The following is a 24,351-nucleotide window of genomic DNA, read 5'->3' on the forward strand; positions in this document are numbered from 1 at the left end:
TGCTAATTCTGTAGATTCTCTATTTCTACCTTTTTTATGATTTTATCCATCTTTTCTTTAGGAATAAATCCTTTCAGCATAAAAAACGCTCCGAAAACAATTAATAAAACACCCATAGCTCTTTTGATGCGATAAATAACCAAAGGAGTCAATTTGTTTTTGACTTTTTTGCTAGCAAAATTTTACCCAAATCAGTACACAAGTAACCAATAATAACGGTGAAAAAATACCAAAATATTGCCGAAGCATTCATGTCTAAGGTAGGCCCTACTACTACCATTATACCGAGCCATCCGGCGAGTACTCCAACATTGATGAAATTCAAGAGAAAGCCATTGAAAAATAGCCTAAAGTAGTTGTTAGCCTTAGGAACTTGTACTTCACTTTCGTCTACTTCTTTTTTATTACTTTTATCCAAGTAAGTAAGGATTCCGTATACAATTAGTATCAAGCCACCAATAAAAAATAAACGAGGGTCATCTTTTATCTTTTCTAACAGACTTCTACTTCCGTAATAGGCAATGAGTATAAAAACAACATCCCCTAAAACAACACCAAGGTCAAAGGATATAGCAGCTCGGGCTCCTTTTAATATACTCGTTTTAATAAGCATAAAAAATACCGGTCCAATCATGAAAGCCATGAATACTCCAACTAGAAAGGCATTTTTTAAGGTATAAAAATCCATTGCTATTTCTATTTTTTATACGTCGTCGAAATCTACCGCCAATACCGAAGTGGTTGGGTGAGCGATGCAGGTTAGAACAAATCCTTCTTCCAGTTCTTCCTCAGATAGAATAGATTTTTTAGTCATTATAGCTTTTCCTTCTGTGATTTTGGCTATACAACTGCTACATACTCCTCCCTGACACGAGTAAGGTGCATCTAACTTATTGCGTAAACTAGCTGCTAATATGGTATCGGTATGCTGCATAGAGAAAGAAACTTCTTCGTCATCTAACAAAACCTTTACCTGGGAAATCCCTTCTGCTATTTGCGTAGTATCATCTGCGGCAGTTACCGCCGTGAATAGTTCAAAATGAATATTTTCTTTCGCAATATAAGTACCTGCTATTACCTCCGAAGCAGTTGTAATCATCTCTTCGGGACCACACAAAAAGGCAGCATCAAAAGTTGTATTGGTATACAGTTCCTTAAAAATATAGGCAACACGTGTAGCGTCTATTCTTCCTGAAAAAGCATTCGGGTTTTCCTCTCTACTATACACGTAATGAATAGTAAGCCTATCACTGTGTGTCTTTTGCAAGGCATTTAATTCCTCGAAGAAAATAGTATCGGTAGCAGTTTTGTTTCCATAAACTAAAGTGAATTTTGCCTCGGCATTCCCTAGGACATCTTTTATCATAGCCAATATCGGAGTAATACCACTTCCGGCTGCAAAACCAATATAATGTTTGTTTGCTTTTGGTTCTAAAACAAACTTTCCTTCCGGAGGCATTACTTCGATAGTATCTCCTACTGTTAACTCTTTTGTAGCGTAGGTAGAAAATTTACCGTTTTCTACCGCTTTAATAGCTACTCGTAACTCGCCTTCTTGTGAACCCGAACAAATAGAATAAGCTCTTCTTACTTCTTCGCCTTGAATTACTTTTTTTAATGTTACATATTGCCCTGCCTTAAATAAAAACGAGTTTTTTATGGCTTGGGGAATAGAAAATAAAATAGAAACTGCATCTTTCGTCTCTATTTTAATTTCTTGTATTGTTAGTGTGTGAAATTTACTCATCGTTACATAAATATCTTGCAAAAATAACAAACTAATCACGAAAGACTAGTTAGAGTTTTTATAAATAACATGCATAATTTTGTTATGTATAAGATATTTAGATTTAAATACTTGCGATATCTATAACATCTAAAATATAAGTTAATAGCATAACTATGGGTAATAAGAAACTTTATAAAGGATCTCTGTAAACAATTATTTTAAAATTATTAGCAGATAAACATAAAATGTATGGATATGAAATTACGCAAAAAGTAAAAGAATTAACGAAAGGGGAATTACAAATAACGGAAGGAGCCTTATATCCTGCCCTGCATAAACTAGAAGCGGAAGGTTTATTAGATGTAGAAATTGCAAAAGTTAGCAATAGACTTCGCAAATACTATACGCTAACAGAAACGGGAACAAAAGAAATGGTGCAACGTTTAAATGATATGCAGGAATTTTTACAAACGATGCAACAGCTAGTACATCCTAAATTTAGCATGGATTAGATTAAATAGGAATAGATATTACCGTCTGGTTTCGTAAAGGACGTTCTGGTGATGCTATAATTTTCCTCTATCTAATACAAAACTCTAAATATTAAATCATATTAAAAATCACAGTTGAAACCTAAATTAATGGTAAAAACATGAAATTAACAAACAATCAAATAGATGCTATACTCCTTTTTACCAGAAAACATTATGTTGAACATTACGATCTGCAAATCAAACTGGTAGACCATCTAGCGAATGCTATTGAAAATATTTGGTAAACACAACCAAATTTAACATTTGAAAAAGCTAGGGATATCTCTTTTAAAAAATTCGGTGTTTTTGGTTTTATGAATGTGGTAGAGGAGAAACAAAAATTTTTAGGCAAAAAATACAAATCTATTATTTGGAAATACGCCAAAGAGTGGTTTGCATTACCAAAAATAGCATTGACTTTTACGGCTATCTTCTTCTTTTATTACGTAGCACAAATACAAAATGGAATGTATATAATTAGTGGTATTTTATTAATTTTTGCAATAGTAAACGTATACTATGCACTAAAACTAAAACGAGAGTTCAAGAAAAGAATGCAACACTATGGTAAAAAGTGGATGTTAGAGGAAATGATTTTTAATGTCGCCTCCTTTGGCGGAATTATGATTGCAAGTAATATTCCTCAAATTGTAACTAGCATAGAAAAAATACCTTCTAAAACTGCTGCCTGTTTGATTGCTGTATTGCTTACAGCGGCTATGATTTATTCCTACATCACTTTAATTATTATTCCTAAAAAAGCAGAAAAGTTCTTACGAGAACAATATCCAGAATACCAACTATGTTCTTAGAAAAATGTACACTATTTCCTACCCTCTACCACGATAACAATTTCCCCTTTTACGGGTTTTTTGGTATAGTGCACTAGTACTTCCTTTAAAGTTCCTCTCTGGGTGTCTTCAAATAGTTTTGTTAATTCTCGGGATACCGATACCTGTCTATCTTCTCCCAAATATTCTATAAAATTGGTTAATGTTTTAAGTAATTTGTGCGGGCTTTCATAAAAAATCATGGTTCGGGTCTCTTCCGAAAGAAATTTTAAACGCGTTTGTCTTCCCTTTTTAACGGGCAAGAACCCTTCGAAAATAAATTTATCATTGGGTAATCCTGAATTCACCAATGCCGGCACAAAAGCAGTAGCACCAGGAAGACATTCAACATCAATATTGTTTTGAATACATGCACGTGTAAGCAAAAAGCCTGGATCAGAAATTGCTGGCGTTCCTGCATCAGAAATTAGAGCAAAAGTCTCACCACCTTGCAAACGATTAATAATGGTATTTACTGTTTTATGTTCATTATGCATGTGGTGTGATTGCATAGAAGTAGTAATGTCAAAATGCTTGAGTAACTTGCCACTGGTGCGTGTATCTTCGGCCAAAATAACATCTACCTCTTTTAAAATTCGAATGGCACGAAAAGTTATATCCTCTAGGTTTCCAATAGGTGTTGGTACTACATATAATTTACTCATACTACAAAGCTACAAAGTTTTACCCTTACAAAAAGGGTGTGCAATCGTTTTTGTACATTTGTGTTATGTTAAAGAACCTGTTAGATACTATTGTATATCCCTCAGATTTACGTAAACTATCTCCCGAACAACTAGTACAAGTTGCGAAAGAACTGCGAGCGTTTATAATTGATATTGTAGCTACCAAAGAAGGACACCTTGGAGCTAGTTTAGGTGTCGTGGAGCTAACTATTGCGTTGCACTATGTATTCGACACCCCAAAAGACCTACTAGTATGGGATGTAGGACACCAAGCCTATGGACATAAAATTTTAACTGGTAGAAAGGCTGTGTTTCATACCAATAGACAATTGGGAGGTATATCAGGGTTTCCAAAAAGAAGTGAAAGCAGGTATGATGCTTTTGGTGTTGGCCATTCTTCTACCTCTATATCAGCAATTCTAGGTATGGCTATTGCCTCTAAGTTACAGAGCAATAACAAACAACATATTGCTGTAATTGGGGATGCATCTATTGCGAGTGGAATGGCCTTTGAAGCCCTAAACCACGCAGGAAATACCAATGCAAATATCTTGGTTATTTTAAACGATAATGCGATTGGTATTGACCCATCTGTAGGCGCATTGAAAGACTATCTAACAAGAATAAAATCTAAGCGAAGCGATATTGCACAACAAAATATATTCGAAGCACTGAATTTTGATTACTCTGGCCCTATTGATGGTCATAATATGACAGAATTGCTATTAGAATTAAAACGCTTGAAAGAAATTGATGGTCCAAAATTTTTACATGTCATAACAACGAAAGGAAAAGGGTTAAAACAAGCTGAAGAAAATCAAGTGCAATATCACGCACCAGGAAAATTTGATAAAATATCAGGGGATGTATTACCAAAATCACCAAATAATTTCACAAAGTTTCAGGATGTATTTGGAGAAACCATAGTGGAATTGGCTAAAAAGAACGATAAAATTGTTGGAATAACACCAGCCATGCTTACCGGAAGCTCGTTAAAGTTAATGCTAGAAAAATTCCCAGAAAGAACGTTTGATGTCGGAATCGCAGAACAACATGCAGTGACATTAGCTGCCGGTATGGCAACAGAAGGACTAGTTCCCTACTGCAATATTTATTCTACTTTTATGCAAAGAGCCTATGATCAAATCATTCATGATACGGCAATACAAAAGCTTCCCGTTATCTTTTGTTTGGATAGAGCAGGATTAGTTGGCGAAGATGGTGGAACCCACCACGGTATTTTTGACATTGCTTATTTGCGCTGCATTCCGAACATGATTATAGCTGCTCCAAGAAATGAAATAGAATTGCGCAATATATTATACACCGCACAATTGGGCCTACAACAACCAATAGCAATACGCTATCCAAGAGGCAGAGGACAAATAGAAAATTGGAAACAGCGCTTTAAAAAGGTTACTATAGGAAAAGGTAGTTATTTAAAGAAAGGAAGTGATGTTGCGGTACTATCAATTGGTACGATGGCTAATAATGTCTCAAAAGCTATAAAAACCATGGAAAATCCCGATGTTGTGGCGCATTATGATTTAGGTTTTATAAAACCCATCGATACTAAAATGCTCCTTCAAATCTTTGCTAAATTTAATGCGATAATTACTGTAGAAGATGGTGCTGTGCTGGGTGGAGGAGGAACTGCAGTTTTAGAGTTTGCGGCAACAGCAAACTACAATGGCGAAATTATAAACTTAGGGATTCCAGATACTTTTATAGACCACGGTACTGTAGATGAACTTCAAAAAAAATGTGGTATCGATAGTAAAAGCATACAACAAACGATACTGCGAGTACTAAACAAGTAAAAAAATATTGATAGTTATTACAAAAAAAAGCGAGGTATACACCTCGCTCTCTTTACTGTATTTTTTTACTAATTATTTAATGCTTCGGCACCACCAACAATCTCTAATATTTCATTGGTAATAGCAGCTTGTCTTGCTTTGTTATAGGTTAGCAATAACTCGTCTCTTAGTTCCTTTGCATTATCTGTAGCTTTATGCATTGCAGTCATACGAGCACCGTGTTCGGCAGCAAATGAATCACGAATAGATTTGTACAACTGAGTTTTCAACGATCTTGGAATTAAATCTAATACGATACTTCTTTCGATGGTTCGAAAATATAATCCATATTAGCATCTACATCTTTTTCAGCTGGTTGAATTGGAAGGAATTGCTCTACTTGAACAATCTGTGTAGCAGCATTTTTAAATCTATTGTAGATTATTTCAATTTTGTCATAAACACCATCTACGTATAAATCCATTAATTGCTCTGCAACAACTGCGACGTTTTCAAAAGTAAGGTCGTCAAAAAGATCGTTTCTATTTTCTAAAATAGAGTACTCTTTAGACAAAATATCATTTCCTTTTTTCCCGATCGTTAGTATGTCTACAGAAACACCATTATAGGTGTTTTTAATAGTTTTAACCGTTTCTTTAATCACAGAAGAATTAAAGCCACCACATAAACCTCTATTAGAGGTGATCGTTACTAATAATACTTTGTTTACTTCTCTTTGTGTAGAATATGCTCCACCAGCATCACTATCTAAGGTAGCACTTAAGCTCTGCAATAATTCAGTAAGCTTTGATGAATATGGACGCATTGCCGTAATTGCATCTTGTGCTTTTTTCAACTTCGCTGCAGATACCATTTTCATGGCAGAAGTTATCTGCATTGTTGAACCAATAGATGTAATTCTGTTACGTATTTCTTTTAAATTTGCCATACTACTTTAGTATTTAGTAATGAAAATTAGTTAGTAGTCGAAGTATCGACTACTAACTAAATAAATTTTTATGCTGAAAATTTCGCTGAAATTTCACTTGCAGCATTAGTTAACACGTCGATAACTTCATCGGTTAACTTTCCAGCCTTAAGAGTATCTAAAGTATCTCTGTGCTTCGCATTTAAATACTCTAAATAATCTTTTTCAAATTCTTTTACTTTATGTACTGGAACATCTTTTAACAAGTTTTTAGAACCTGCATAAATAATGGCAACCTGGTCTTCAACGGTAAATGGATCTCCTTGATTTTGTTTCAAAATCTCCACATTACGTTTACCCTTAGAAATTACATTCATAGTTGCAGCATCTAAATCAGAACCAAATTTAGCAAATGCTTCTAGTTCACGATATTGTGCTTGATCTAACTTAAGTGTACCAGATACTTTTTTCATCGATTTAATCTGTGCAGAACCTCCTACACGAGATACCGAAATACCAACGTTAATTGCCGGACGAACTCCTGAGTTAAACAAATCAGACTCTAAGAATATCTGACCGTCTGTAATCGAAATTACGTTGGTTGGAATATATGCAGAAACGTCACCTGCTTGCGTTTCGATAATTGGTAAAGCAGTAAGTGAACCTCCACCTTTAACCTTTCCTTTTAACGAATCTGGCAAGTCATTCATTTCAGCAGCTATCGCATCATCATTAATAACTTTTGCAGCACGTTCTAATAATCTTGAGTGTAAGTAGAAAACATCCCCTGGATACGCCTCGCGTCCTGGAGGACGACGTAATAATAAAGATACCTCACGGTAAGCAACAGCCTGCTTAGATAAATCATCATAGATAATTAAAGCTGGTCTACCAGTATCTCGGAAATACTCTCCAATCGCAGCACCAGCAAACGGCGCATATACCTGCATTGGTGCAGGATCAGAAGCGTTTGCAGCAACAATAGTAGTATACGCAAGTGCTCCTTTTTCTTCTAACATATTTGCTATTGCAGCTACGGTAGAACCTTTTTGTCCTATGGCTACGTAGATACAATATACTGGCTCACCTGCATCGTAAAATTCTTTTTGGTTTAAGATTGTATCGATAGCTACCGTTGATTTACCAGTTTGACGGTCACCAATAATTAACTCACGTTGTCCGCGTCCAATAGGAATCATGGCATCTACAGATTTAATACCTGTTTGCATCGGTTCTGTTACTGGCTCACGATAAATAACTCCTGGAGCTTTACGCTCTAAAGGCATCTCAAAAGTTTCGCCTTCGATAGGCCCTTTACCATCGATTGGCTGCCCTAATGTATTAACAACACGACCTACAATACCTTCACCTGCTTTTAGAGAGGCAATACGGTTGGTTCTTTTAACTGTTGATCCTTCACTTACAGAAGTAGACGGACCTAACAATACAACCCCTGCGTTATCTTCTTCTAAGTTTAATACGATACCTTCCAGGTCGTTATCGAACTCTACTAATTCTCCGTATTGTACGTTTGATAAACCGTATACACGTGCAATACCATCTCCCACCTGTAACACAGTTCCAACTTCATTTAATGAAGCCTTTGATTCGAAATTTGTTAATTGTTCCTTTAAAATTGCTGATACTTCAGCTGGTTTAATTGCTGCCATCTTATATCTTTTGATGTAAAATTAAATTTTTGGAATGAAATGACTATTGTCAAATACCTTTCTTAATTCATTAAATTGATTAGAGATACTTGCGTCGTATTGCACATCTCCAACACGTAAGATGAATCCACCTAGAATATTAGGATTCACTTCATTTTCTATACTTGCGCTATTTCCTGTAAGTTCTACAATCTTAGCTTGTATTTTGTCTTCTAGTTCTTTCGTTAAGGCTACTGCCGTAGTTACTTTCGCAACTTGCATGTTTTTGTAATGGTCGAATATAAAACCGTACTGACGTGCAATAGGCTCTAACATTACCATACGCTTATTGTCTTGTAAAAGCGTAAACAATCCTTTGACAATTGTATTTACTTTATCTCCGAATAAAGCCGTTAAAACATTGTGCTTATCAGCAGCTGGAATTATTGGACTCTTTAGCATGCTACGTAAATCGCTACTCGCTTCGATAGTATCGAGGATTAACTTCATATTATCATTAACCTCAACATCTGCATTTGAACTCTTCGCTAAGTTCAAAACCGCTTTGGCGTATCGTAATGCTGGTCTTGCTCCTTTCATTTGTAGACTAGTTTAAAGTAACTTCTTGCAACATTCCTTCGACCAACTTTAATTGCTCGTCTTGTGATGCTAATTCTTTTTTCACAATTGTCTCAGCAATATCAATAGACAAATCAGCGACTTTCTTCTTCAGCTCTGCTATAGCAGCTTGTTGCTCTTGTTTAATTGCTGCTTTGGCGTTGTCTATCATGATACCTGCCTGCTCTTGTGCTTCTTCTTTAGCTTCTGTAATGATGGTTTCTTTAATTTCACGAGCCTCTTTTAACATTGCATCTCTTTCTGCTCTCGCTTCTTTTAACAACCTATCGTTATCGGCTTGTAAGTTTTGCATCTCCTTACGCGCATTTTCAGCTTGATCTAATGCACTTTGAATACCTTCTTCTCTTTCGTCTAAAGAGTTTAAAATAGGCTTCCAAGCATATTTTGCTAGTAAAAATAATAACACTAAAAGGATTACCAATTGTAAAGCAAATAATCCTATTGAAAAATCATTAAAAATATCCATACTATTATATTCTATTTTTGTTGTTTAATTTTTTAAAACACATCTGCAACCAACCGTTGCAGAGTGTGTTTTTTCCTTAAATCTTGTCGGATTATTTTCCTAGAAGTAAAGCACCAAATGCCAAACCTTCTAATAATGCTCCAATGATGATCATCGCTGTTTGAATTTTACCAGCTGCCTCAGGTTGACGAGCAATACCTTCCATTGCTTTACCACCGATTTGACCTAAGCCGATTCCACCTCCGATTACGATTAATCCTGCTCCAATTAAATTGTACATACTAATTGATTTATATTAAATTAAACAAATTTTTATTCAAATTTTCTAATGAGCATCTGCATGCTCGTGATCGTGCTCCTCTACAGCCATTCCAATAAACAATGCTGAAAGCATCGTAAAAATAAATGCTTGTAAAAAAGCAACTAAAACTTCAATTATGGTTAAAAACAGAGTAAGTGCAAAAGAAATACCTGTTGCCCCTACCGTTCCAAATTTAGCCTTCAATAAAATCATTAATGCTGCAATCCCCATAACAACAGAGTGGCCTGCAGTAATATTTGCAAACAAACGCACCAATAACGAAAACGGTTTGATCAATAAAAAACCAGCCAATTCTAGCACTGCCAAAACTGGTCTTAATATTTTTGGTACTCCTGGCATCCATAATGTATGCATCCAGAAATCTTTTGAACCATTTGTAATATACACTATTAAAGTACACAAGGCTAAGCAAACCGTAACTGCTATTTGCCCTGTAACATTAAAACCTAGAGGAGTTAACCCCAATAAGTTTAGTATCCAAATAAAGAAAAACACGGTAAGCAAATACGGCATGAATTTCTTGTACTTCTTCTCTCCAATATTTGGTCTTGCTATTTCGTCACGTACATATAAAACCAAAGGCTCAAGTACTCGCCCTACCCCAGTTGGAATGGCACCTTTTTTATAACCTTTGGCTAGGGAACGGAACCCAAAAAACAACAAACCTCCTGCTAACAGCATACCAAATACGCTTTTTGTAATAGAAAAATCTAGAACTTTTCCTGCATTTGTAGCATGATGCGCATCGTCAAAAGTGACTGCAGAAGCACCTCCATTTAGTTCGTATATTTTACTGTGAATTTTCACCAATTGTACATCTCCCTTATCTACTATCACTGTGCCGTCGTCGTTGTGATGGAACGCAGAAGACATAAAAGTTTTTAAACCTTTGCTAGTCCAAACAATTACTGGTAAAGGGAATCCAACATGCTTTCGCTCTCCGGCATCGTTGGTATACGAATACAGAGAAAAATCATGGGAATCTGCTAAGTGGTGTTTAATGTAATCTTGAATTGCTTCAGGAGTATTTACTTGCCCTCCTTTACTTGGAGTCTCTCCTCCTAAAGCTTGCACCGAAAACGAGCTAAATACTAAAACTAATATTGTTAAAAAACAGATAGGTTTTTTTGCTATCATCATACCTTACTAAATATAGGATTATGGTCTCTAAATTTCCGTGCAAAGGTACACAATTAATTAAAACTACAAACGGTTTTTTAGTTTAGTTTTTCTCTCGGTAATTTTAAAATATTAATAAAGAAAACTATTTGTTGTTCAGTAGTTTTGAAATAAATACCGCTTCTAGTATCAAAAACAAAAATAAGGGAATAACCAAGGATAATCTCTCTACTTTAGAAAGAATGACTTCTGAAAAAACAGAAGCTCTAAAAATCAATACAAAAAATCCTAATTTTATAAAAACTGAGGCCAAATAGGCGTACCCAACTTGATTTGGTAGTTTATAAGCTACTCCCTCCACTATTGCGTAAACAATAGTTGCCGCAATGAGGTGATATAGGTAAATAGACAACAAGGAAAAATGGAGTGTTTCTCGGTTATGACTTAAAAAATATGCATGCGGAAAATAACTAACTGCAAATAAAACTAGCAATGCTATGCAAAAATATACCAATCGTTTAATCATTTTTTTTTGGACATATTGGTTACGTTATAAATTACAGAAAACATAGCGGCAAAAACAGCCACGAGGGTACAAATTTTGGTATATAATTGATTTTGGTTATCATATTTGGTATCTAACCATTCACCTAACAAACTTCCTAGATAAATGGTTAGTCCCATTTGAAGAGCGATACCTGAAAAACGAATAAATTTATTAAGCTGTTTTTTCGGCTCTTTGTTTTTCATTCTTCTGAAGTTCTTTTACAGCACCTTTCATCGCACAAGTGGCATTAAAAGAGGCTCCTGGTTCTACCGATAGTTTACTGACGATGACGTCGCCGGAAATAGTTGCTGTAGATTTTACAGTTAGGGTGTTTGAAACTTGTAGATCGCCAGAAATTTTTCCTTCAATATCTGCATTCGCACAAGATGCCTTACCTTTTATTAGCCCTGATTCTCCGATGATTATTCTTCCTTTGGTAACAATATTACCATCTAAGGTGCCATCAATTCTAAAATCACCTTCCGAGATGATTTCACCTATAATTTTTGTGTTTTTACCGATTAGGTTTCTTTCAGATACAAACTTTTCGTTTGTTCTTTTGTTTTCTTTACTAAACATGTTAAAGGGGAAGTTAAATTAAAAAATTTTGAGTTTTAGTTATGGTTTTAGTTTTAGTTTTTAATGAAAATTTACTTTTCTAACTGCTTTAAAAGCTCCTCGGCACGCGTTCCTTCTTCGGTGTTTTCATAAGTCGTGGCTACGTATTGAAGAGATTCTTTATAATTCTCTCTGTTTTCGAGTTTTCCGATACATAAAGCCTTTAGAAGTGCCAATTTAGGAATTAAATTCGAATTTTATACCTCGAGGTTAGTTTATCTATGTTTTCGATAGCGTTTTCATATTTATCGAGCTTATATAAATAATACACTGCCTTGTAGGCTTTTACTACTTCGTCTTCTTCTGAAAGTACCGTTTCTATTTCTGTATTTGGGGATAGTAATACCTTTGCAAACTGCGAATCTGGATATTGATTCACTACGATATCCTTGTGGAATTTGGCTTTTTCAGTATCTCCTAACTGATCGTACAATTGGTGTAAATGATAATTTATGGCTAATTCTAAATCTTTATCCTTTCGAAGTTCTCTTACTCTTTCAAAGTTTGCAATTGCCAACTCCGGATTTTTAAATTGCTCTTTATAAATTAGGCCTAGCTGGTATAAGGCATCATTTCGATTTTCTGTGAGCTTCGCTATGGCTTCAGGATTGGTTGGTATCGCAGTTAAATAAGTTGCTAATTCGTATCTCGGATTTTTATCGGATTCATTAGAATCAATAGTATTGTCTGTTGTTTTAACAACTCCAGTATCTGAAAATCTCCAATTATCTGCCAAGGGTCTGTTTCCCCATACACGCTCAAACTCTGCTTTTCCAAAGGAAACACTTTGGGTATTGTAAAAATACCATTTCCCTTTTTTAGAAGTGTTTCCAAAAGCCCCCATACTACTTCCGAAAGAGGACCCAAAATTTTGAGAATTGAGTAGTTGCTGTCTATTTTCTTCGTCTTGTTTTTGTATTTTTTTTATGTATTCCTGAAAGTAGGTAGTTCGCTCTGAATCCGACATGGCAACCAGCTTTAAAATACTGTCATTTGTAGCAACCAGTTCTTCGTAGGTTCTAAGCGTAGTTAGTCCTTTGTTTTTTCTTCGTATTCTTCGAATTCGCTTTTCTTGGTCAAATTCTTTAGAGGTAACCGACAGAACACTGTCGTAGTAAGATCCTGCTAGTACGTAATTTTGCTTATCAAAAGCCATGTTTCCTAACTGTTCGTAAGCATATGTTTTTTGATAATTGGTATTCACTTTAGCACGCAAGGACTTTTCAAAATATATCGCTGCATTGTCTACGTTATTTCTACCCAATTCTAAAACTCCTGCTTGGTAATACAAGGCATTTAAAAACTTTCGATTGTCGGTATTGCGTATTAACTTTTTGATGCGACTCAATACTAAGACAGATGCACTATCATTTTCGGTATTTTTAGCCAATTCAATATTGGCGCGTATGCGATATTTAAAAGGTGCCTTTTTCTGATCTGCAAGCTGCTTAAAAACCATACGAGCAGAGTCTTTTTTACCCTGTTCACTGTATATTTGTCCTAAAATAAATTGATTTCTTGCCGCTTGTTCTTTTTGCTTGAAAGTTCGCGAAGCCAAAGTTAAACTTTCAATTACTTTTTGAACTGAATCTGTTTTTTCATAGGCCATAGCTAGGGCTGTATATGCCTCTTCTCGTTGTAAATCTGTAAGTGATTTTTCGTTCTTATCCACTTCGAGAAGTAATTTTAAAGATTCGATAGCTAAATTTTCATTCTCGATTCGAATGTTCGCTTTTGCCCTCCAAATTTTAGTTTCATAGATAAGGTTTGCCTTTGGGTAATTGGCAATAATGTAATTAAAAGCCTCAATGGCCGGAATAAAACGTTGCGTGTAATATCTTGCCTTACCTAGAAGCAGATAAGCATCGTCTATCTGCTGGTTTTTTTCATACCCTTCAATATTCATGGAATGCATTTGAACTGCCTTTACAGCCTTTTCTTCTGCCCTATCAAAATTGGTAAGGTTTGCAGAAAGCTCCTCTTCCTCCTCATTTATATTCATTCCCACGCTAGGCTTCAAAACAGGGATGGCTATTTTCTTATCGTCAAAGGTTATGGGTTCGATAGGAAGTCTTTTCCAAAAGTTATCTTGGTGCTTATCTCTAATCTCTTGCAACCCCATCTCATAAGCTTCTGTACCATTAAATAAAACATTATACTTCGTTGTTAAGGAATGGTAATTACGATTAATAAAGGTGTCTTTTTTAACACTACATGATAAAATAAGTAGCGTGAAAAAACTGACTGTAAATACATTAGATACTTTTCCCATAAAAAACGCATTTAGCATACAACAATTATTCCTCTAACTTATTGTATGTAAATGCGTAAAAATACTAATAATATGGTAATAATTTTGTTAGGCTGAGAAATAGACTTCTAATTCTTCTAGTGTTTCCACAGAGGTTTGTATGTCTTTTTCAATAGTTCCTTTTTCCAGAACGACGATTCTTTGACATACATCTGTCACATGGCTCAAATCATGGCTAGAAATTAAAACAGTAATATTCTCATTTTCTGTCAATATTTTAATAATTGATTTTAACCGTATTTGGGTAGTTGGATCTAAATTTGCAAAAGGTTCGTCTAAAACAACAACCTCAGGGTTTCCCATCATCGCAGCAACTATACCTACTTTTTTCTGGTTCCCCTTACTTAAATCTCTTAGGTATTTCTTTTTTCCTAGTATTTCACCATTGAAAAATTCTTCAAATTGCGCCAAAAATCGAGAAACATCTGCCTTATTCATATTTCGCAAATCACCAATAAATTCAAAATATTCACTAGGTGTTAAATAGCCTATTAAAAAGCTTTCGTCTATAAAAGACCCTGTGAAATTTTTCCACTCTTCGCTACTATGAACTGGTATACCGTTGCTAGTAACTATGCCTGTCGTTGGCCGAATTAAATCCAAAAGGATGTTAAATAGGGTTGTTTTACCAGCTCCATTATTCCCAACTAAACCGAAAGATTGCCCTTTTGGTATTACTAATTTTTCTACTTCTAATACTTGTGTTACTCCGTATTTTTTTGTGATATTATTTATTGTAATCATAGTTTGCAAATTTAAAATGTGAAATTAAGATGTTTGATTGAAAGCGTTAATTGCTGCGTATTTATCTTTCTTGTATTTCTTTTCTATTACTCCCATAAAAAAGTTTTTAAAAACAATACAAAGTATTCCCGCCACTGCAATAGCAGTTAATCCTGCGTGGAAACCAATGAATTTATTGAATAGCCAAAATAGCAACATTGGAAGCCCCATAACAGGAATGATAATCAAAAATTGCGTAGCACTGGTTCCTTGGGTGTTTCCAAAACCACTTTTGTTTAATTCGACTCTTTTTCTGTTAAAAGAACCTGCATAAAGTAGAAAAAGAGAATTAAATCCAATATTGAAAATTGCACCAACAGTAATCAGTAAAAATTTATCTAATCCATAAAATATATAAGGGATACTCAAGAGATACAAGCAGAATGTCATCACCACCATTAAGTACAATTTACTTTCTAAATATTTTCGATATTTAATATTTTGACTCATCAACATCGCATAATATTCACTGTCCCATGCAGGTATAAATTGGCCATAATTAATGGTAAATCCACCGGTGATAAATAATGCTGCAAATACTAAAAAAGCAGGCATTTTTTCCTCATAAACAGGATTTCCAAAGAATATAATACCATAAAATAAAAACAAAAACGACATAAAAAAGACAGTCTTTGTTCGTTTATTTCTCCAAATTTGACGAATATCATTTTTGATGAAAGGCGCAACTTCACCAAAATTCTCTACCCAAGACAGGTTTAATGATTTTGCTTCCTCTGTTTTACCTGTTATAGCGTCGTCTAGGTATACTTTAGCTCGTAAGTTTTTAAAATTAAGATAGTATAAAATCAGAACTACGGGAAGCATTAAAAAACTTAATAAAGGAGTTTCATATACACCTTGAAATATACCTCCAAAGAAAGCTTCTAGTTCTAAAAATCCGTATTTGTAGGCAACAAAAAGAAATCCTATGACGGTTAAAAGTATGCCCAAAGCCACATTGGATTTATTGATCAAAAAATTTAAAAAGTTGCAAGAAAGGATACAAAGTACCATAAAAAATAACCACCCCAAAACACCCAAAACTTGGTAACCTTGGGAAATTAGAACTACAGCAAAAGGCACAAAGAAAAAAAGACTCAACACATTAAAAATCGAAAAGATGGATTTCCTTAATAAATAGTGGGTTAAGGTATTTTTCTTTATTGGAAGTAGTAACAGAGGTTTAATATTCATTACGGGAAGTTTCTGCATTAAATAACGAACAATAAGGTCTACTAAAAACGCAAAAATTAACAGCTGATTTACAAATACCAGTGGGTCTACATTGGGCATTTTATCTTTAATGATAAAAAAAGAACCTGCACCAATGGCCAAAAAAGAAAGTACAAAATATAGGGCAAAAAAGGTCATTATTATTTTAAGCGCTATACTTTTACCAAAATTTGCAGAACGAAAAAACTGTTTCCATTCTAAATTTAAAAAGTGTGATATCATAGAGTTTGCATTAGTTTGTCTTATAAGTAGCACAAAGAGGTGTGTTGTTACAACCTTACCGCAAAATTTTTAACGCCATTTGCATCTAGGTTAAATAAAAAAACACCGTGAAAGACACGGTGTATATGGTTTGCATAGAATAGGAGTAGCTATTTTATCTTCATCGATTTACCGATAGCCTCTAATTCAAATATAAAATCTCGTTTGCTAACTGAGGGCGCGTAAGTAAAACCCTCGAAAACAATTAACCGATTATTTTCTTTATCTACAATGGTATAATTTATAAAAGGACCAGCCATAAAATCATTTTTAACCTCCCATTTTCCTCTGGTTTCATAGGCTTTCTTTCCATCAATAGTAGTATTAATAGTAAAAGGGGTATAGGCTTGTTCTGTAATCATGTACATCCCTTCTTTACTGCCGGGTATGTATTTCTTTCCGATGGAATCTCTCGTGTCTGCGATACTATTTACAATATCCTCTTTTCCCTCCAAAGGAACACTGTATACCAATATATTATTAGTCCCATCTCCTTTTGCTATCCCGCTTTTTAAGTGCTGACGCAACCATAAAAAATCACCGGTATCATCTACCAAATTAAAACGTTTCGGAATATCTAAAGAAACTCCTAAGTTAGTTAGTGTCTTAAAAGAACTATCTTCTATCCTTCTTTTCGAAAAATATTCTGAATAAATTTTATGTCTTCCTCCTGAAATGTAGTAATTATCTCTTCTCCTTTATCTTGTAATAAACGTTTAACGCTCGCCTTATCTTTAGCATTGGCGTACACTATAATTTGCGGCATCGCATACTTGTTTCTCTCTACGGAAATACCTTCTTCATTACTTCCTATGTTAATCACTAGAACAGCTTTTCCATGACGCATAAAACCTTCAAATCCAACAGGATCTACTTGTGTTACGGATAAAATTGTTTCTGGTTGCGGAAGTCCTATTTGATGCTGTCCAAAGAGAGATCGCAATGCGTCTCCAATTTCTCCCTCCCAATCTGTACCTTTAGTAACTACTAAAATTCTATTCGTATTTCCTGAAGATTTTGGAACTGTATATCCACTGCCGCTTTGGTTACAAGCTGTAAACACCAAAAAAGCAAAGAAAAGTGCAACTATATTTTTCATAAACTAAATTTACTTTTTTAAATAAACATTCAAAAAAAACCGAATAAAACTTCCAATTTAACCTTTATAGATTTTAAGTTTCATTCCTGGTTTGAGACTTTTAACACTCCAAATATTGTTCCATTTTTTAATTTCATCTACAGAAACTTTTGGATATTTTTGGGCAATTGTCCAAAGCGAATCACCTTTCTTCACCAAATACATAACATATGCCCCTTTGGGAGTGGTGTTCTTACTTTTTGCAACCGGCTTCGAACTTGTAATTTTTCTCGGATAGATACTCAATCGCTGTCCTATTTTAAGATTATTAGAACGCAATCGATTCCATCGTTTAATATCACTTACTCTTACTCCAAACTTTTCTGCTATTTTCCCTAAGTAATCCCCACTTCGAACTTTATATCGAATTCTTTTGTCCATCTCAAAATACTTAGGTAAGGGCTTTTCTCTTTTCTCAGCATCACTCTTTGCCAAGGCATACAAAGTAGCTTCTTTATCTAAAAAATCAATAGCGTTAACTTTAGGAATACGTATGGCATAATTTTTATCCTTTACAAAGGGAATGATATCTAATTTATAAGCTGGATTCAAAAAAGTAAGCAACGCATTATCTAAGCCTGTTACTTCGGTGATCTGATCAAAGCTAACGGTATGCTTAACTCGTATCGTATCCGTTTCAAAATGATAAATTTTAGTTGGCTCAGGGTATAGGCCGTGTTCGTCTGCATAAGCAAACAAATACATGGTTGCATAAAATGCAGGAACATATCCCGCAGTTTCTCGTGGTAAAAAAGGGCGAATATTCCAATAATTTCTGTATCCTCCGGATCTTTTTATCGCCTTAGTTACATTTCCAGGACCAGAGTTATACGCTGCCAAAGCCAAATCCCAATCTCCAAAAATTCGATACAACTGACTCAAATATTTACAAGCTGCGATAGTAGCTTTAACCGGATCTCTTCGTTCGTCAACATAGGAACTAACCTTAAGATCAAACTGAATTCCTGTTCCATACATAAACTGCCACAAACCAGTTGCTCCGACATAAGACCTAGCATCCGGACGAAGTGCAGATTCTACAATCGCCAAATACTTCATTTCTAGCGGTATGTCATACTGGTCTAGGTATTGTTCAAACATCGGAAAATAGTACTTTGCTCTTGCCATAAGAGCAGGAAAGTATTTTCTTCGCTTTTTTAGATAACTGTGAATGACCTTTTCTAAGGCAGGATTGAATGCCAAATGAAATGGAGTGTTTTCTTCAAGAGTAGCCAAACGTTCTTTCAATAACGCTGTTGATAAAATCGTACTTTCTATAGGAAGCAAATCTTTATCATCAATTACATATTGAATGGTATCAAATAAAGAGGAATTAAATCGGTCTTCTATCAAAAGACTATCCATCAATTGCAAATCTTTAGTAGTGAATAAAGAATCCGGAACTTTTTGAAATAAAGAATCTTTAGGTACGAGCGGAACTTCTAAAGTATTAGGAAGACTGTCTTTTCCAATTTCCTGGATTTGCTTAGTTTCTTGTGCTACTACTATAGCAGGTAGTAAAATTAATAAAAGAAAATATCTCATAGTGTATATGCAAAAAGCCACAAAATTAGGAGATTTTGAAATAACCTCGGTACTAAATTTTTGTTAAACGTTTAATTCTAAGACAATTGGACAATGATCAGAATGCTTTGCCTCTGGTAAAATATATGCCCGACTTATAGCATTCGATAGCGAATCGGCAACCATACAATAATCGATTCTCCAGCCTTTGTTGTTCGCTCTTGCGTTGGCTCTGTAACTCCACCAACTATAATGCCCTGGTTCTTTGTTAAGGTGTCGAAAACTATCTACAAAACCACTAGCTATAAACCCTCCAATCCATGCGCGTTCTTCGGGTAAAAATCCCGAAACTCCTTTCATTTTAGGGTTGTGAATATCTATCTCCTGATGACAGATGTTGTAATCTCCACAGACCACCAAATTGGGAATTTCTTTTTTTAGTGCAGAAATGTAGGCTTGAAATTCATCCATATAATTGAATTTAAAGTCTAGTCTAGCACTATTCGTTCCTGATGGTAAGTACAAACTCATAATAGAAACATCTTCGTAATCGATACGAATATTTCTTCCTTCAAAATCCATACTTTCAATGCCGGTACCATAGGCTACGTGTTTCGGTTCCTTTTTGCAGAATATCGCCACTCCAGAATATCCTTTTTTTTGTGCTGAAAACCAATATTGATATGGATAACCCGCAGCAACAATATCTGTACTATCTACTTGGTCTTTTTGTGCTTTTGTCTCCTGAATACAAATGACATCCGGACTAGCATGCTGCAACCAATCTAGAAACCCTTTTTTGATTGCAGCTCGTATTCCGTTTACATTATACGATATAATTTTCATTACTATAAATTTACTGGCTTTTTAAGAAATACCCAATACAATTGTACCTTTCCCCTTCTTTTGTTTGTACAATTTTCTTTCTAGGCGCTAAAAAATAAGCGAACCCTATCGCTAAGGCAAATCGTAGCCACGTAAGCTCCAAGTGAAATCCTTTATCTAAAATTAACAAAAATAAAACGATAAGTAGCGGATATATTACCCTGTGATATTTGCGTAAATACTTCATTTATAAAATCATTTCCGGAATATCTCCTTCCACAACAAGAGTGCCTTCTGTTGCCTCCTGGATTTCAGCTACAGATACCCCAGGAGCACGTTCTAGTAGATGAAACGTATTGTCTTTAATTTCTAAAACTGCTAAATTGGTAACAATTTTAGTAACACAGCCAACTCCAGTTAAAGGTAGAGAACAGGCTTTAAGAAGTTTAGATTCTCCTTTTTTGTTCGTGTGCATCATGGCAACTATAATGTTATCTGCGCTGGCCACTAAATCCATGGCTCCACCCATTCCTTTGACCATTTTACCAGGGATTTTCCAATTGGCAATATCTCCGTTTTCGGCCACTTCCATGGCACCCAAAATCGTTAGGTGTACGTGTTTCCCTCGAATCATAGAAAAACTAGTCGCCGAGTCAAAGAAACTAGCACCCGGAAGGGTGGTAATAGTTTGTTTCCCGGCATTTATAACGTCTGCATCTTCTTCTCCTTCGAAGGGAAATGGCCCCATTCCTAGCACACCGTTTTCACTTTGAAATTCCACCTCAATATCCTCTCTAACAAAGTTTGCAACAAGAGTAGGTATTCCTATTCCTAAATTTACATAATATCCATTTTTTACTTCTTTCGCAATGCGTTTTGCGATTCCATTTTTATCTAATGCCATGCCTAATTTTTTTGTCTTACCGTACGTTGTTCAATTCTTTTCTCGTAGTTTTCACCCTGAAAAATACGTTGTACAAAAATTCCCGGAATATGAATTTGATTGGGATCTAATTCTCCAACCGGAACCAATTCTTCTACCTCCGCTACCGTTATGGTTGCAGCACCACACATATTTGGATTGAAATTTCTGGAAGTTCCTTTAAATACAAGGTTTCCAGCGGCATCCCCTTTCCATGCTTTTACAAAGGCATACGCTGCTTTAAAGGCAGGCTCTAAAACATACATCTTTCCATCAAATTCACGGGTTTCCTTTCCTTCTGCTACTTCCGTTCCGTATCCGGCTGGGGTATAAAAGGCTGGAAAACCAGCTTGTGCAGCTCTACATTTTTCAGCAAGAGTTCCCTGTGGTGTTAGTTCCACTTCCAACTCACCAGATAACATTTGTCTTTCAAACTCATCATTTTCTCCCACGTAAGAGGAAATCATTTTTTTTACTTGACGGTTTTGTAGTAATAGGCCTAAACCAAAATCGTCTACCCCTGCATTATTAGAAATACAAGTAACCTCTTTTACACCAATTCGAACAAGTTCTGTGATTGCATTTTCAGGAATTCCACATAATCCAAATCCACCAAGCATAAGTGTCATTCCGTCTTTAACACCAGCAACAGCTTCTTGTACGTTGTTTACTTTTTTGTTAATCATATTGTTGTTTGTTACTGTTAAAAGTCTGTTTCTTCTTCGTTTTCTTTTTCTTGTAGCTTATCGTTTGTTTCCGATTCGGTATCTTCAGTTGTTTCGGCACAGTTAATTCTAATGGTAAGTTCTTCCTCTGGCTTTTCGAAGTCTTCTTTACTAATAGAAAGCGTCTCATCTTCGTAGCACTTTCGCATATACATTGCCCATGTGGGCAAAGACATTGTGGCACCTTGCCCTAATGAAATTCCATAAAAATGAGTTGCCCTGTCTTCACCACCAGTCCAAACTCCTGTAGCCAAATTGGGTACAATGCCCATAAACCATCCATCCGATTGGTTTTGGGTAGTCCCTGTTTTACCAGCAATTGGGTTGGTGAATTGATACGGAAATCCTGTATTTGCATCTTTTCTGCTGGTATAGGTAGATCGTAATCTCGCCCCAGATCCCGATCGTGTGACTCCTTTTAAAAGATCCAATATCACATAGGAAGACTCTTCACTAAGTACTTCCTTACTCTCTGGAATAAACTCTCCTAAAACAGTACCGTTTTTATCCTCTATTCGGGTTATCATCATCGGTTTGATTCGCAAACCTTTGTTAGCAAATGTAGAGTAAGCACTTACCATTTCCATTAAACTTAAATCCACAGTTCCTAAAGCTATGGATGGATTGGGTTCTATTTTTGTGGTAATCCCTGCAGAATTTGCTAAACGCGCCACATTGATTGGAGAAACCATATCAATTAACTGAGCAGAAATCACATTAGTGGAGGTAGCTAGGGCATCTCTAAGCGTTAATTTACCTTCGTATTTTTTATTGGAATTTTCGGGAGTCCAATCTTTAGGCATGCCATATTTTTCCTTTGGGATAGTATATGGGGTATTCGGTAAGGAGTCACAAGGAGACATCTTTAACTGATTAATCGCTGTGGCATATACAAAAGGTTTAAACGTAGAACCCACTTGTCTTTTTTGTTGTTCTACCGCATCGTACTTAAAATACTTATGGTTAATACCTCCTACCCAAGCTTTAACGTGGCCAGTTTGTGGCTCTATTGAAACCAATCCGGAACGCAAAAAATGCTTGTAGTACAAAATGGAATCGTACGGGGTCATAACCGTATCTCGTTCGCCTTTCCAAGTGAAAACCTTCATCTCTGTTGCTGTCTTGAAAATTGCATCAATTTCCTTTTCAGATTTCCCCACTGCTTTTAACCTCTTATAGCGCTCTGACTGTTTCTTTGCTCTTTTTATATTACTTTTTATTTGCTCTTCATCCAAATCGTAAAAGGGAGCGGTTTTATTTTTAGCTTGTTCTTTATCGAATAACGATTGTAAATTTGCCATATGCGTTTTCAGCGCTTCCTCTGCATATTGCTGCATTCGAGAATCAATGGTTACATAAATTTTCAAACCATCTTTATAGATGTTGTATTTTTCGCCATCCGGTTTAGGATTGTTTTCTGCCCACTTTTTCAGAAATTGTTTTAAATTTTCTCTAAAATAGGTAGCTAAACCATCACTATGCGACTCTGGAGTAAAGTTCGTTTTTAAAGGAAGTTGTTGTAAGGAATCTTTTTCTTCCTCAGTTAAAAAACCATTTTTTACCATTTGAGCAAAAACCACATTTCGTCTTTGTAAAGACTTCTTTTTAGAAATTTCTCGCACTGGGTTATACTGTCGAGGGTTTTTAAGCATTGCCACCAAAATAGCAGACTCCTGTAGATCTAACTCATTAGGCTCTTTACCAAAGTATATTCTTGCAGCAGATCGGATTCCTGTAGCACGAAATAAAAAACCCTGTGTATTTAAATACATGGTAATTATTTCTTCTTTGGTGTATTGTCGCTCTAATTTTGTAGCCACTACCCATTCCTTCATTTTTTGTACAACCCTTTTAATTGGATTTGAAGAAGCCCTTTTTGTAAATAAGTTTTTAGCCAATTGCTGCGTTATGGTACTAGCTCCTCCTCCAGTTCCAAACTTTGAAATCGCTCTCGCAGTTCCCCTGAAATCAATTCCAGAGTGCTCGTAAAAACGCTCGTCTTCTGTGGCAACCAAAGCTTGTACTAAATTTTCTGGAAGCTCTTTATAGTGTATGGGCTTTCTATTGGCTTTATCGTAATAACTACCAATCACTTTACCGTCCGAAGAAATAACCTGTGTTGCTAAATCACTTTTGGGATTTTCTAACTCCTCAAAACTTGGCAGTGCACCAAAAACTCCCCAAGATGCTAATAAAAACAATAAACAAACGAATAAAAATCCTCCAATCAAGATTCTCCAAAACCATTTACTGTATGTTGTAAAATTTGCTGCTTTTTTTTCTGTCATTACTTAATTTTTTCAATTCTAAAACCAACATGTGTTACGCCCTCTAAGGCTTCAATTCCATTTGCTTCTCCATTCTTTCGCATGGCTTGACGTACTTCAAAAGTATACCTTCCCTTTGTTGGAAATACGATGTTTTCTTTGTAAAAAAGTTTGTTGTCTTTAACATCGGTAAATCCTCTTCCTAAAAATTTACCTGCGCTATCTGCCATTGCATACTCTAAAGTATCCACAACTACATTGCCATCAGGAAATCGCAGTGTTGCTATCAAAAACAAATTACTATAGGCATATTCTTTATTGTTGCGTAGCGAAATAAATAAATTGTGCTGCTGTACAGAGTCTTTAACTTCAAATGGAAAACGCAAGGTGTTGTGTTTATTCCACTGTTGTTCTTCGATTGGTTGATACTCGTCAAAAACTCTATTCGCATCACAAGATACAAACAACAATACTACTGCCACTACAAGGCTGAATAT

At 35.4% G+C, this 24,351-nt stretch carries 26 protein-coding genes and 2 pseudogenes; 4 read left to right on the forward strand and 24 right to left on the reverse strand.

Annotation, left to right across the window (positions count from 1 at the left end; translation table 11 throughout):
* Window positions 1–2 precede the first annotated feature (2 nt).
* Together BSU00_RS06850 and BSU00_RS06855 are read right to left on the reverse strand one after the other, a co-directional pair.
* A pseudogene (locus BSU00_RS06850) lies at window positions 3–688 on the reverse strand (LysE family translocator).
* Window positions 689–703: 15 nt separating this feature from the next.
* A complete protein-coding gene (locus BSU00_RS06855; protein ID WP_105003704.1) occupies window positions 704–1,747 on the reverse strand; it encodes a ferredoxin--NADP reductase in 1,044 nt (347 codons plus the stop codon).
* 194 nt (window positions 1,748–1,941) lie between these two features.
* Here BSU00_RS06855 and BSU00_RS06860 point away from each other — a divergent pair, with 194 nt between their 5' ends.
* From BSU00_RS06860 to BSU00_RS06865, 3 genes are all read left to right on the forward strand, one after another.
* Window positions 1,942–2,241 (forward strand): PadR family transcriptional regulator, encoded by a 300-nt coding sequence (locus BSU00_RS06860; protein ID WP_233188664.1) that lies wholly within the window; start codon window positions 1,942–1,944, stop codon window positions 2,239–2,241.
* Window positions 2,242–2,381: 140 nt separating this feature from the next.
* Window positions 2,382–2,507, forward strand: coding sequence for a hypothetical protein (locus BSU00_RS13680; RefSeq protein WP_255402304.1), 126 nt, complete (start codon window positions 2,382–2,384; stop codon window positions 2,505–2,507).
* 69 nt (window positions 2,508–2,576) lie between these two features.
* Window positions 2,577–3,074 carry a hypothetical protein gene (locus BSU00_RS06865; protein ID WP_105003705.1) on the forward strand — a complete coding sequence of 166 codons (498 nt, stop codon included), beginning with the start codon at window positions 2,577–2,579 and terminating at the stop codon, window positions 3,072–3,074.
* Between the two features lie 11 nt (window positions 3,075–3,085).
* Here the strand turns inward: BSU00_RS06865 and rsmI are convergent, their stop codons facing one another.
* Window positions 3,086–3,757 (reverse strand): 16S rRNA (cytidine(1402)-2'-O)-methyltransferase, encoded by a 672-nt coding sequence (rsmI, locus tag BSU00_RS06870; protein WP_105003706.1) that lies wholly within the window; start codon window positions 3,755–3,757, stop codon window positions 3,086–3,088.
* Window positions 3,758–3,822: 65 nt separating this feature from the next.
* Here rsmI and BSU00_RS06875 point away from each other — a divergent pair, with 65 nt between their 5' ends.
* Window positions 3,823–5,598, forward strand: a complete 1,776-nt coding sequence (locus BSU00_RS06875) for a 1-deoxy-D-xylulose-5-phosphate synthase (protein WP_105003707.1) — start codon at window positions 3,823–3,825, stop codon at window positions 5,596–5,598.
* A 68-nt stretch (window positions 5,599–5,666) separates the two neighbouring features.
* Here the strand turns inward: BSU00_RS06875 and atpG are convergent.
* The 21 genes and pseudogenes from atpG to BSU00_RS06975 all read right to left on the reverse strand — a co-directional run bounded on the left by atpG (window position 5,667) and on the right by BSU00_RS06975 (window position 24,336).
* Window positions 5,667–6,526, reverse strand: a pseudogene (gene atpG / locus BSU00_RS06880) (ATP synthase F1 subunit gamma).
* A 68-nt stretch (window positions 6,527–6,594) separates the two neighbouring features.
* On the reverse strand, window positions 6,595–8,175 hold the full coding sequence (gene atpA, locus BSU00_RS06885; RefSeq protein WP_105003708.1) for a F0F1 ATP synthase subunit alpha: 1,581 nt from the start codon (window positions 8,173–8,175) through the stop codon (window positions 6,595–6,597).
* 21 nt (window positions 8,176–8,196) lie between these two features.
* Window positions 8,197–8,754 carry an ATP synthase F1 subunit delta gene (gene atpH, locus BSU00_RS06890; RefSeq protein WP_105003709.1) on the reverse strand — a complete coding sequence of 186 codons (558 nt, stop codon included), beginning with the start codon at window positions 8,752–8,754 and terminating at the stop codon, window positions 8,197–8,199.
* Window positions 8,755–8,761: 7 nt separating this feature from the next.
* On the reverse strand, window positions 8,762–9,259 hold the full coding sequence (locus tag BSU00_RS06895) for a F0F1 ATP synthase subunit B (RefSeq protein ID WP_105003710.1): 498 nt from the start codon (window positions 9,257–9,259) through the stop codon (window positions 8,762–8,764).
* Between the two features lie 91 nt (window positions 9,260–9,350).
* Window positions 9,351–9,539, reverse strand: a complete 189-nt coding sequence (gene atpE / locus BSU00_RS06900; RefSeq protein WP_053973883.1) for an ATP synthase F0 subunit C — start codon at window positions 9,537–9,539, stop codon at window positions 9,351–9,353.
* A 45-nt stretch (window positions 9,540–9,584) separates the two neighbouring features.
* Window positions 9,585–10,721 carry a F0F1 ATP synthase subunit A gene (gene atpB / locus BSU00_RS06905; RefSeq protein WP_105003711.1) on the reverse strand — a complete coding sequence of 379 codons (1,137 nt, stop codon included), beginning with the start codon at window positions 10,719–10,721 and terminating at the stop codon, window positions 9,585–9,587.
* Window positions 10,722–10,845: 124 nt separating this feature from the next.
* Window positions 10,846–11,226 carry a DUF6168 family protein gene (locus BSU00_RS06910; RefSeq protein WP_199176771.1) on the reverse strand — a complete coding sequence of 127 codons (381 nt, stop codon included), beginning with the start codon at window positions 11,224–11,226 and terminating at the stop codon, window positions 10,846–10,848.
* The gene (locus tag BSU00_RS06915) at window positions 11,223–11,450 is read right to left on the reverse strand and encodes an AtpZ/AtpI family protein (protein WP_105003712.1); all 228 of its coding nucleotides are present in this window, start codon (window positions 11,448–11,450) and stop codon (window positions 11,223–11,225) included. Before BSU00_RS06915 ends, BSU00_RS06910 begins: the two co-directional genes overlap by 4 nt.
* A complete protein-coding gene (locus BSU00_RS06920; RefSeq protein ID WP_105003713.1) occupies window positions 11,419–11,826 on the reverse strand; it encodes a polymer-forming cytoskeletal protein in 408 nt (135 codons plus the stop codon). The genes BSU00_RS06915 and BSU00_RS06920 overlap by 32 nt, the downstream gene beginning before the upstream one ends.
* A 71-nt stretch (window positions 11,827–11,897) precedes the next feature.
* Complete coding sequence (locus BSU00_RS13295; protein WP_233188630.1) at window positions 11,898–12,041, reverse strand: hypothetical protein; 144 nt, start codon at window positions 12,039–12,041, stop codon at window positions 11,898–11,900.
* A gap of 8 nt (window positions 12,042–12,049) precedes the next feature.
* Complete coding sequence (locus BSU00_RS06925) at window positions 12,050–14,137, reverse strand: tetratricopeptide repeat protein (protein WP_233188631.1); 2,088 nt, start codon at window positions 14,135–14,137, stop codon at window positions 12,050–12,052.
* A gap of 87 nt (window positions 14,138–14,224) precedes the next feature.
* Entirely contained in the window at window positions 14,225–14,920 is a 696-nt protein-coding gene (locus BSU00_RS06930; RefSeq protein ID WP_105003714.1) for an ABC transporter ATP-binding protein, read from the reverse strand.
* Between the two features lie 24 nt (window positions 14,921–14,944).
* Entirely contained in the window at window positions 14,945–16,414 is a 1,470-nt protein-coding gene (locus BSU00_RS06935) for a DUF5687 family protein (protein WP_105003715.1), read from the reverse strand.
* 149 nt (window positions 16,415–16,563) lie between these two features.
* A complete protein-coding gene (locus tag BSU00_RS13685; protein WP_369820301.1) occupies window positions 16,564–17,130 on the reverse strand; it encodes a DUF4837 family protein in 567 nt (188 codons plus the stop codon).
* Window positions 17,076–17,552 carry a DUF4837 family protein gene (locus BSU00_RS13690; protein ID WP_255402308.1) on the reverse strand — a complete coding sequence of 159 codons (477 nt, stop codon included), beginning with the start codon at window positions 17,550–17,552 and terminating at the stop codon, window positions 17,076–17,078. The genes BSU00_RS13685 and BSU00_RS13690 overlap by 55 nt, the downstream gene beginning before the upstream one ends.
* A 57-nt stretch (window positions 17,553–17,609) precedes the next feature.
* Window positions 17,610–19,136 carry a lytic transglycosylase domain-containing protein gene (locus BSU00_RS06945; protein ID WP_105003716.1) on the reverse strand — a complete coding sequence of 509 codons (1,527 nt, stop codon included), beginning with the start codon at window positions 19,134–19,136 and terminating at the stop codon, window positions 17,610–17,612.
* A gap of 63 nt (window positions 19,137–19,199) precedes the next feature.
* Window positions 19,200–19,961 (reverse strand): exodeoxyribonuclease III, encoded by a 762-nt coding sequence (locus tag BSU00_RS06950; RefSeq protein WP_105003717.1) that lies wholly within the window; start codon window positions 19,959–19,961, stop codon window positions 19,200–19,202.
* Between the two features lie 226 nt (window positions 19,962–20,187).
* The gene (locus BSU00_RS06960; protein ID WP_105003719.1) at window positions 20,188–20,844 is read right to left on the reverse strand and encodes a 3-oxoacid CoA-transferase subunit B; all 657 of its coding nucleotides are present in this window, start codon (window positions 20,842–20,844) and stop codon (window positions 20,188–20,190) included.
* Between the two features lie 2 nt (window positions 20,845–20,846).
* On the reverse strand, window positions 20,847–21,548 hold the full coding sequence (locus BSU00_RS06965) for a CoA transferase subunit A (protein ID WP_105003720.1): 702 nt from the start codon (window positions 21,546–21,548) through the stop codon (window positions 20,847–20,849).
* A 17-nt stretch (window positions 21,549–21,565) separates the two neighbouring features.
* Window positions 21,566–23,875, reverse strand: coding sequence for a transglycosylase domain-containing protein (locus BSU00_RS06970; RefSeq protein ID WP_105003721.1), 2,310 nt, complete (start codon window positions 23,873–23,875; stop codon window positions 21,566–21,568).
* The gene (locus BSU00_RS06975) at window positions 23,875–24,336 is read right to left on the reverse strand and encodes a gliding motility lipoprotein GldH (protein ID WP_233188632.1); all 462 of its coding nucleotides are present in this window, start codon (window positions 24,334–24,336) and stop codon (window positions 23,875–23,877) included. Before BSU00_RS06975 ends, BSU00_RS06970 begins: the two co-directional genes overlap by 1 nt.
* Window positions 24,337–24,351: the final 15 nt, after the last annotated feature.

This window comes from Tenacibaculum sp. SG-28 (assembly GCF_002954385.1).
Classification (GTDB): Bacteria; Bacteroidota; Bacteroidia; order Flavobacteriales; family Flavobacteriaceae; genus Polaribacter.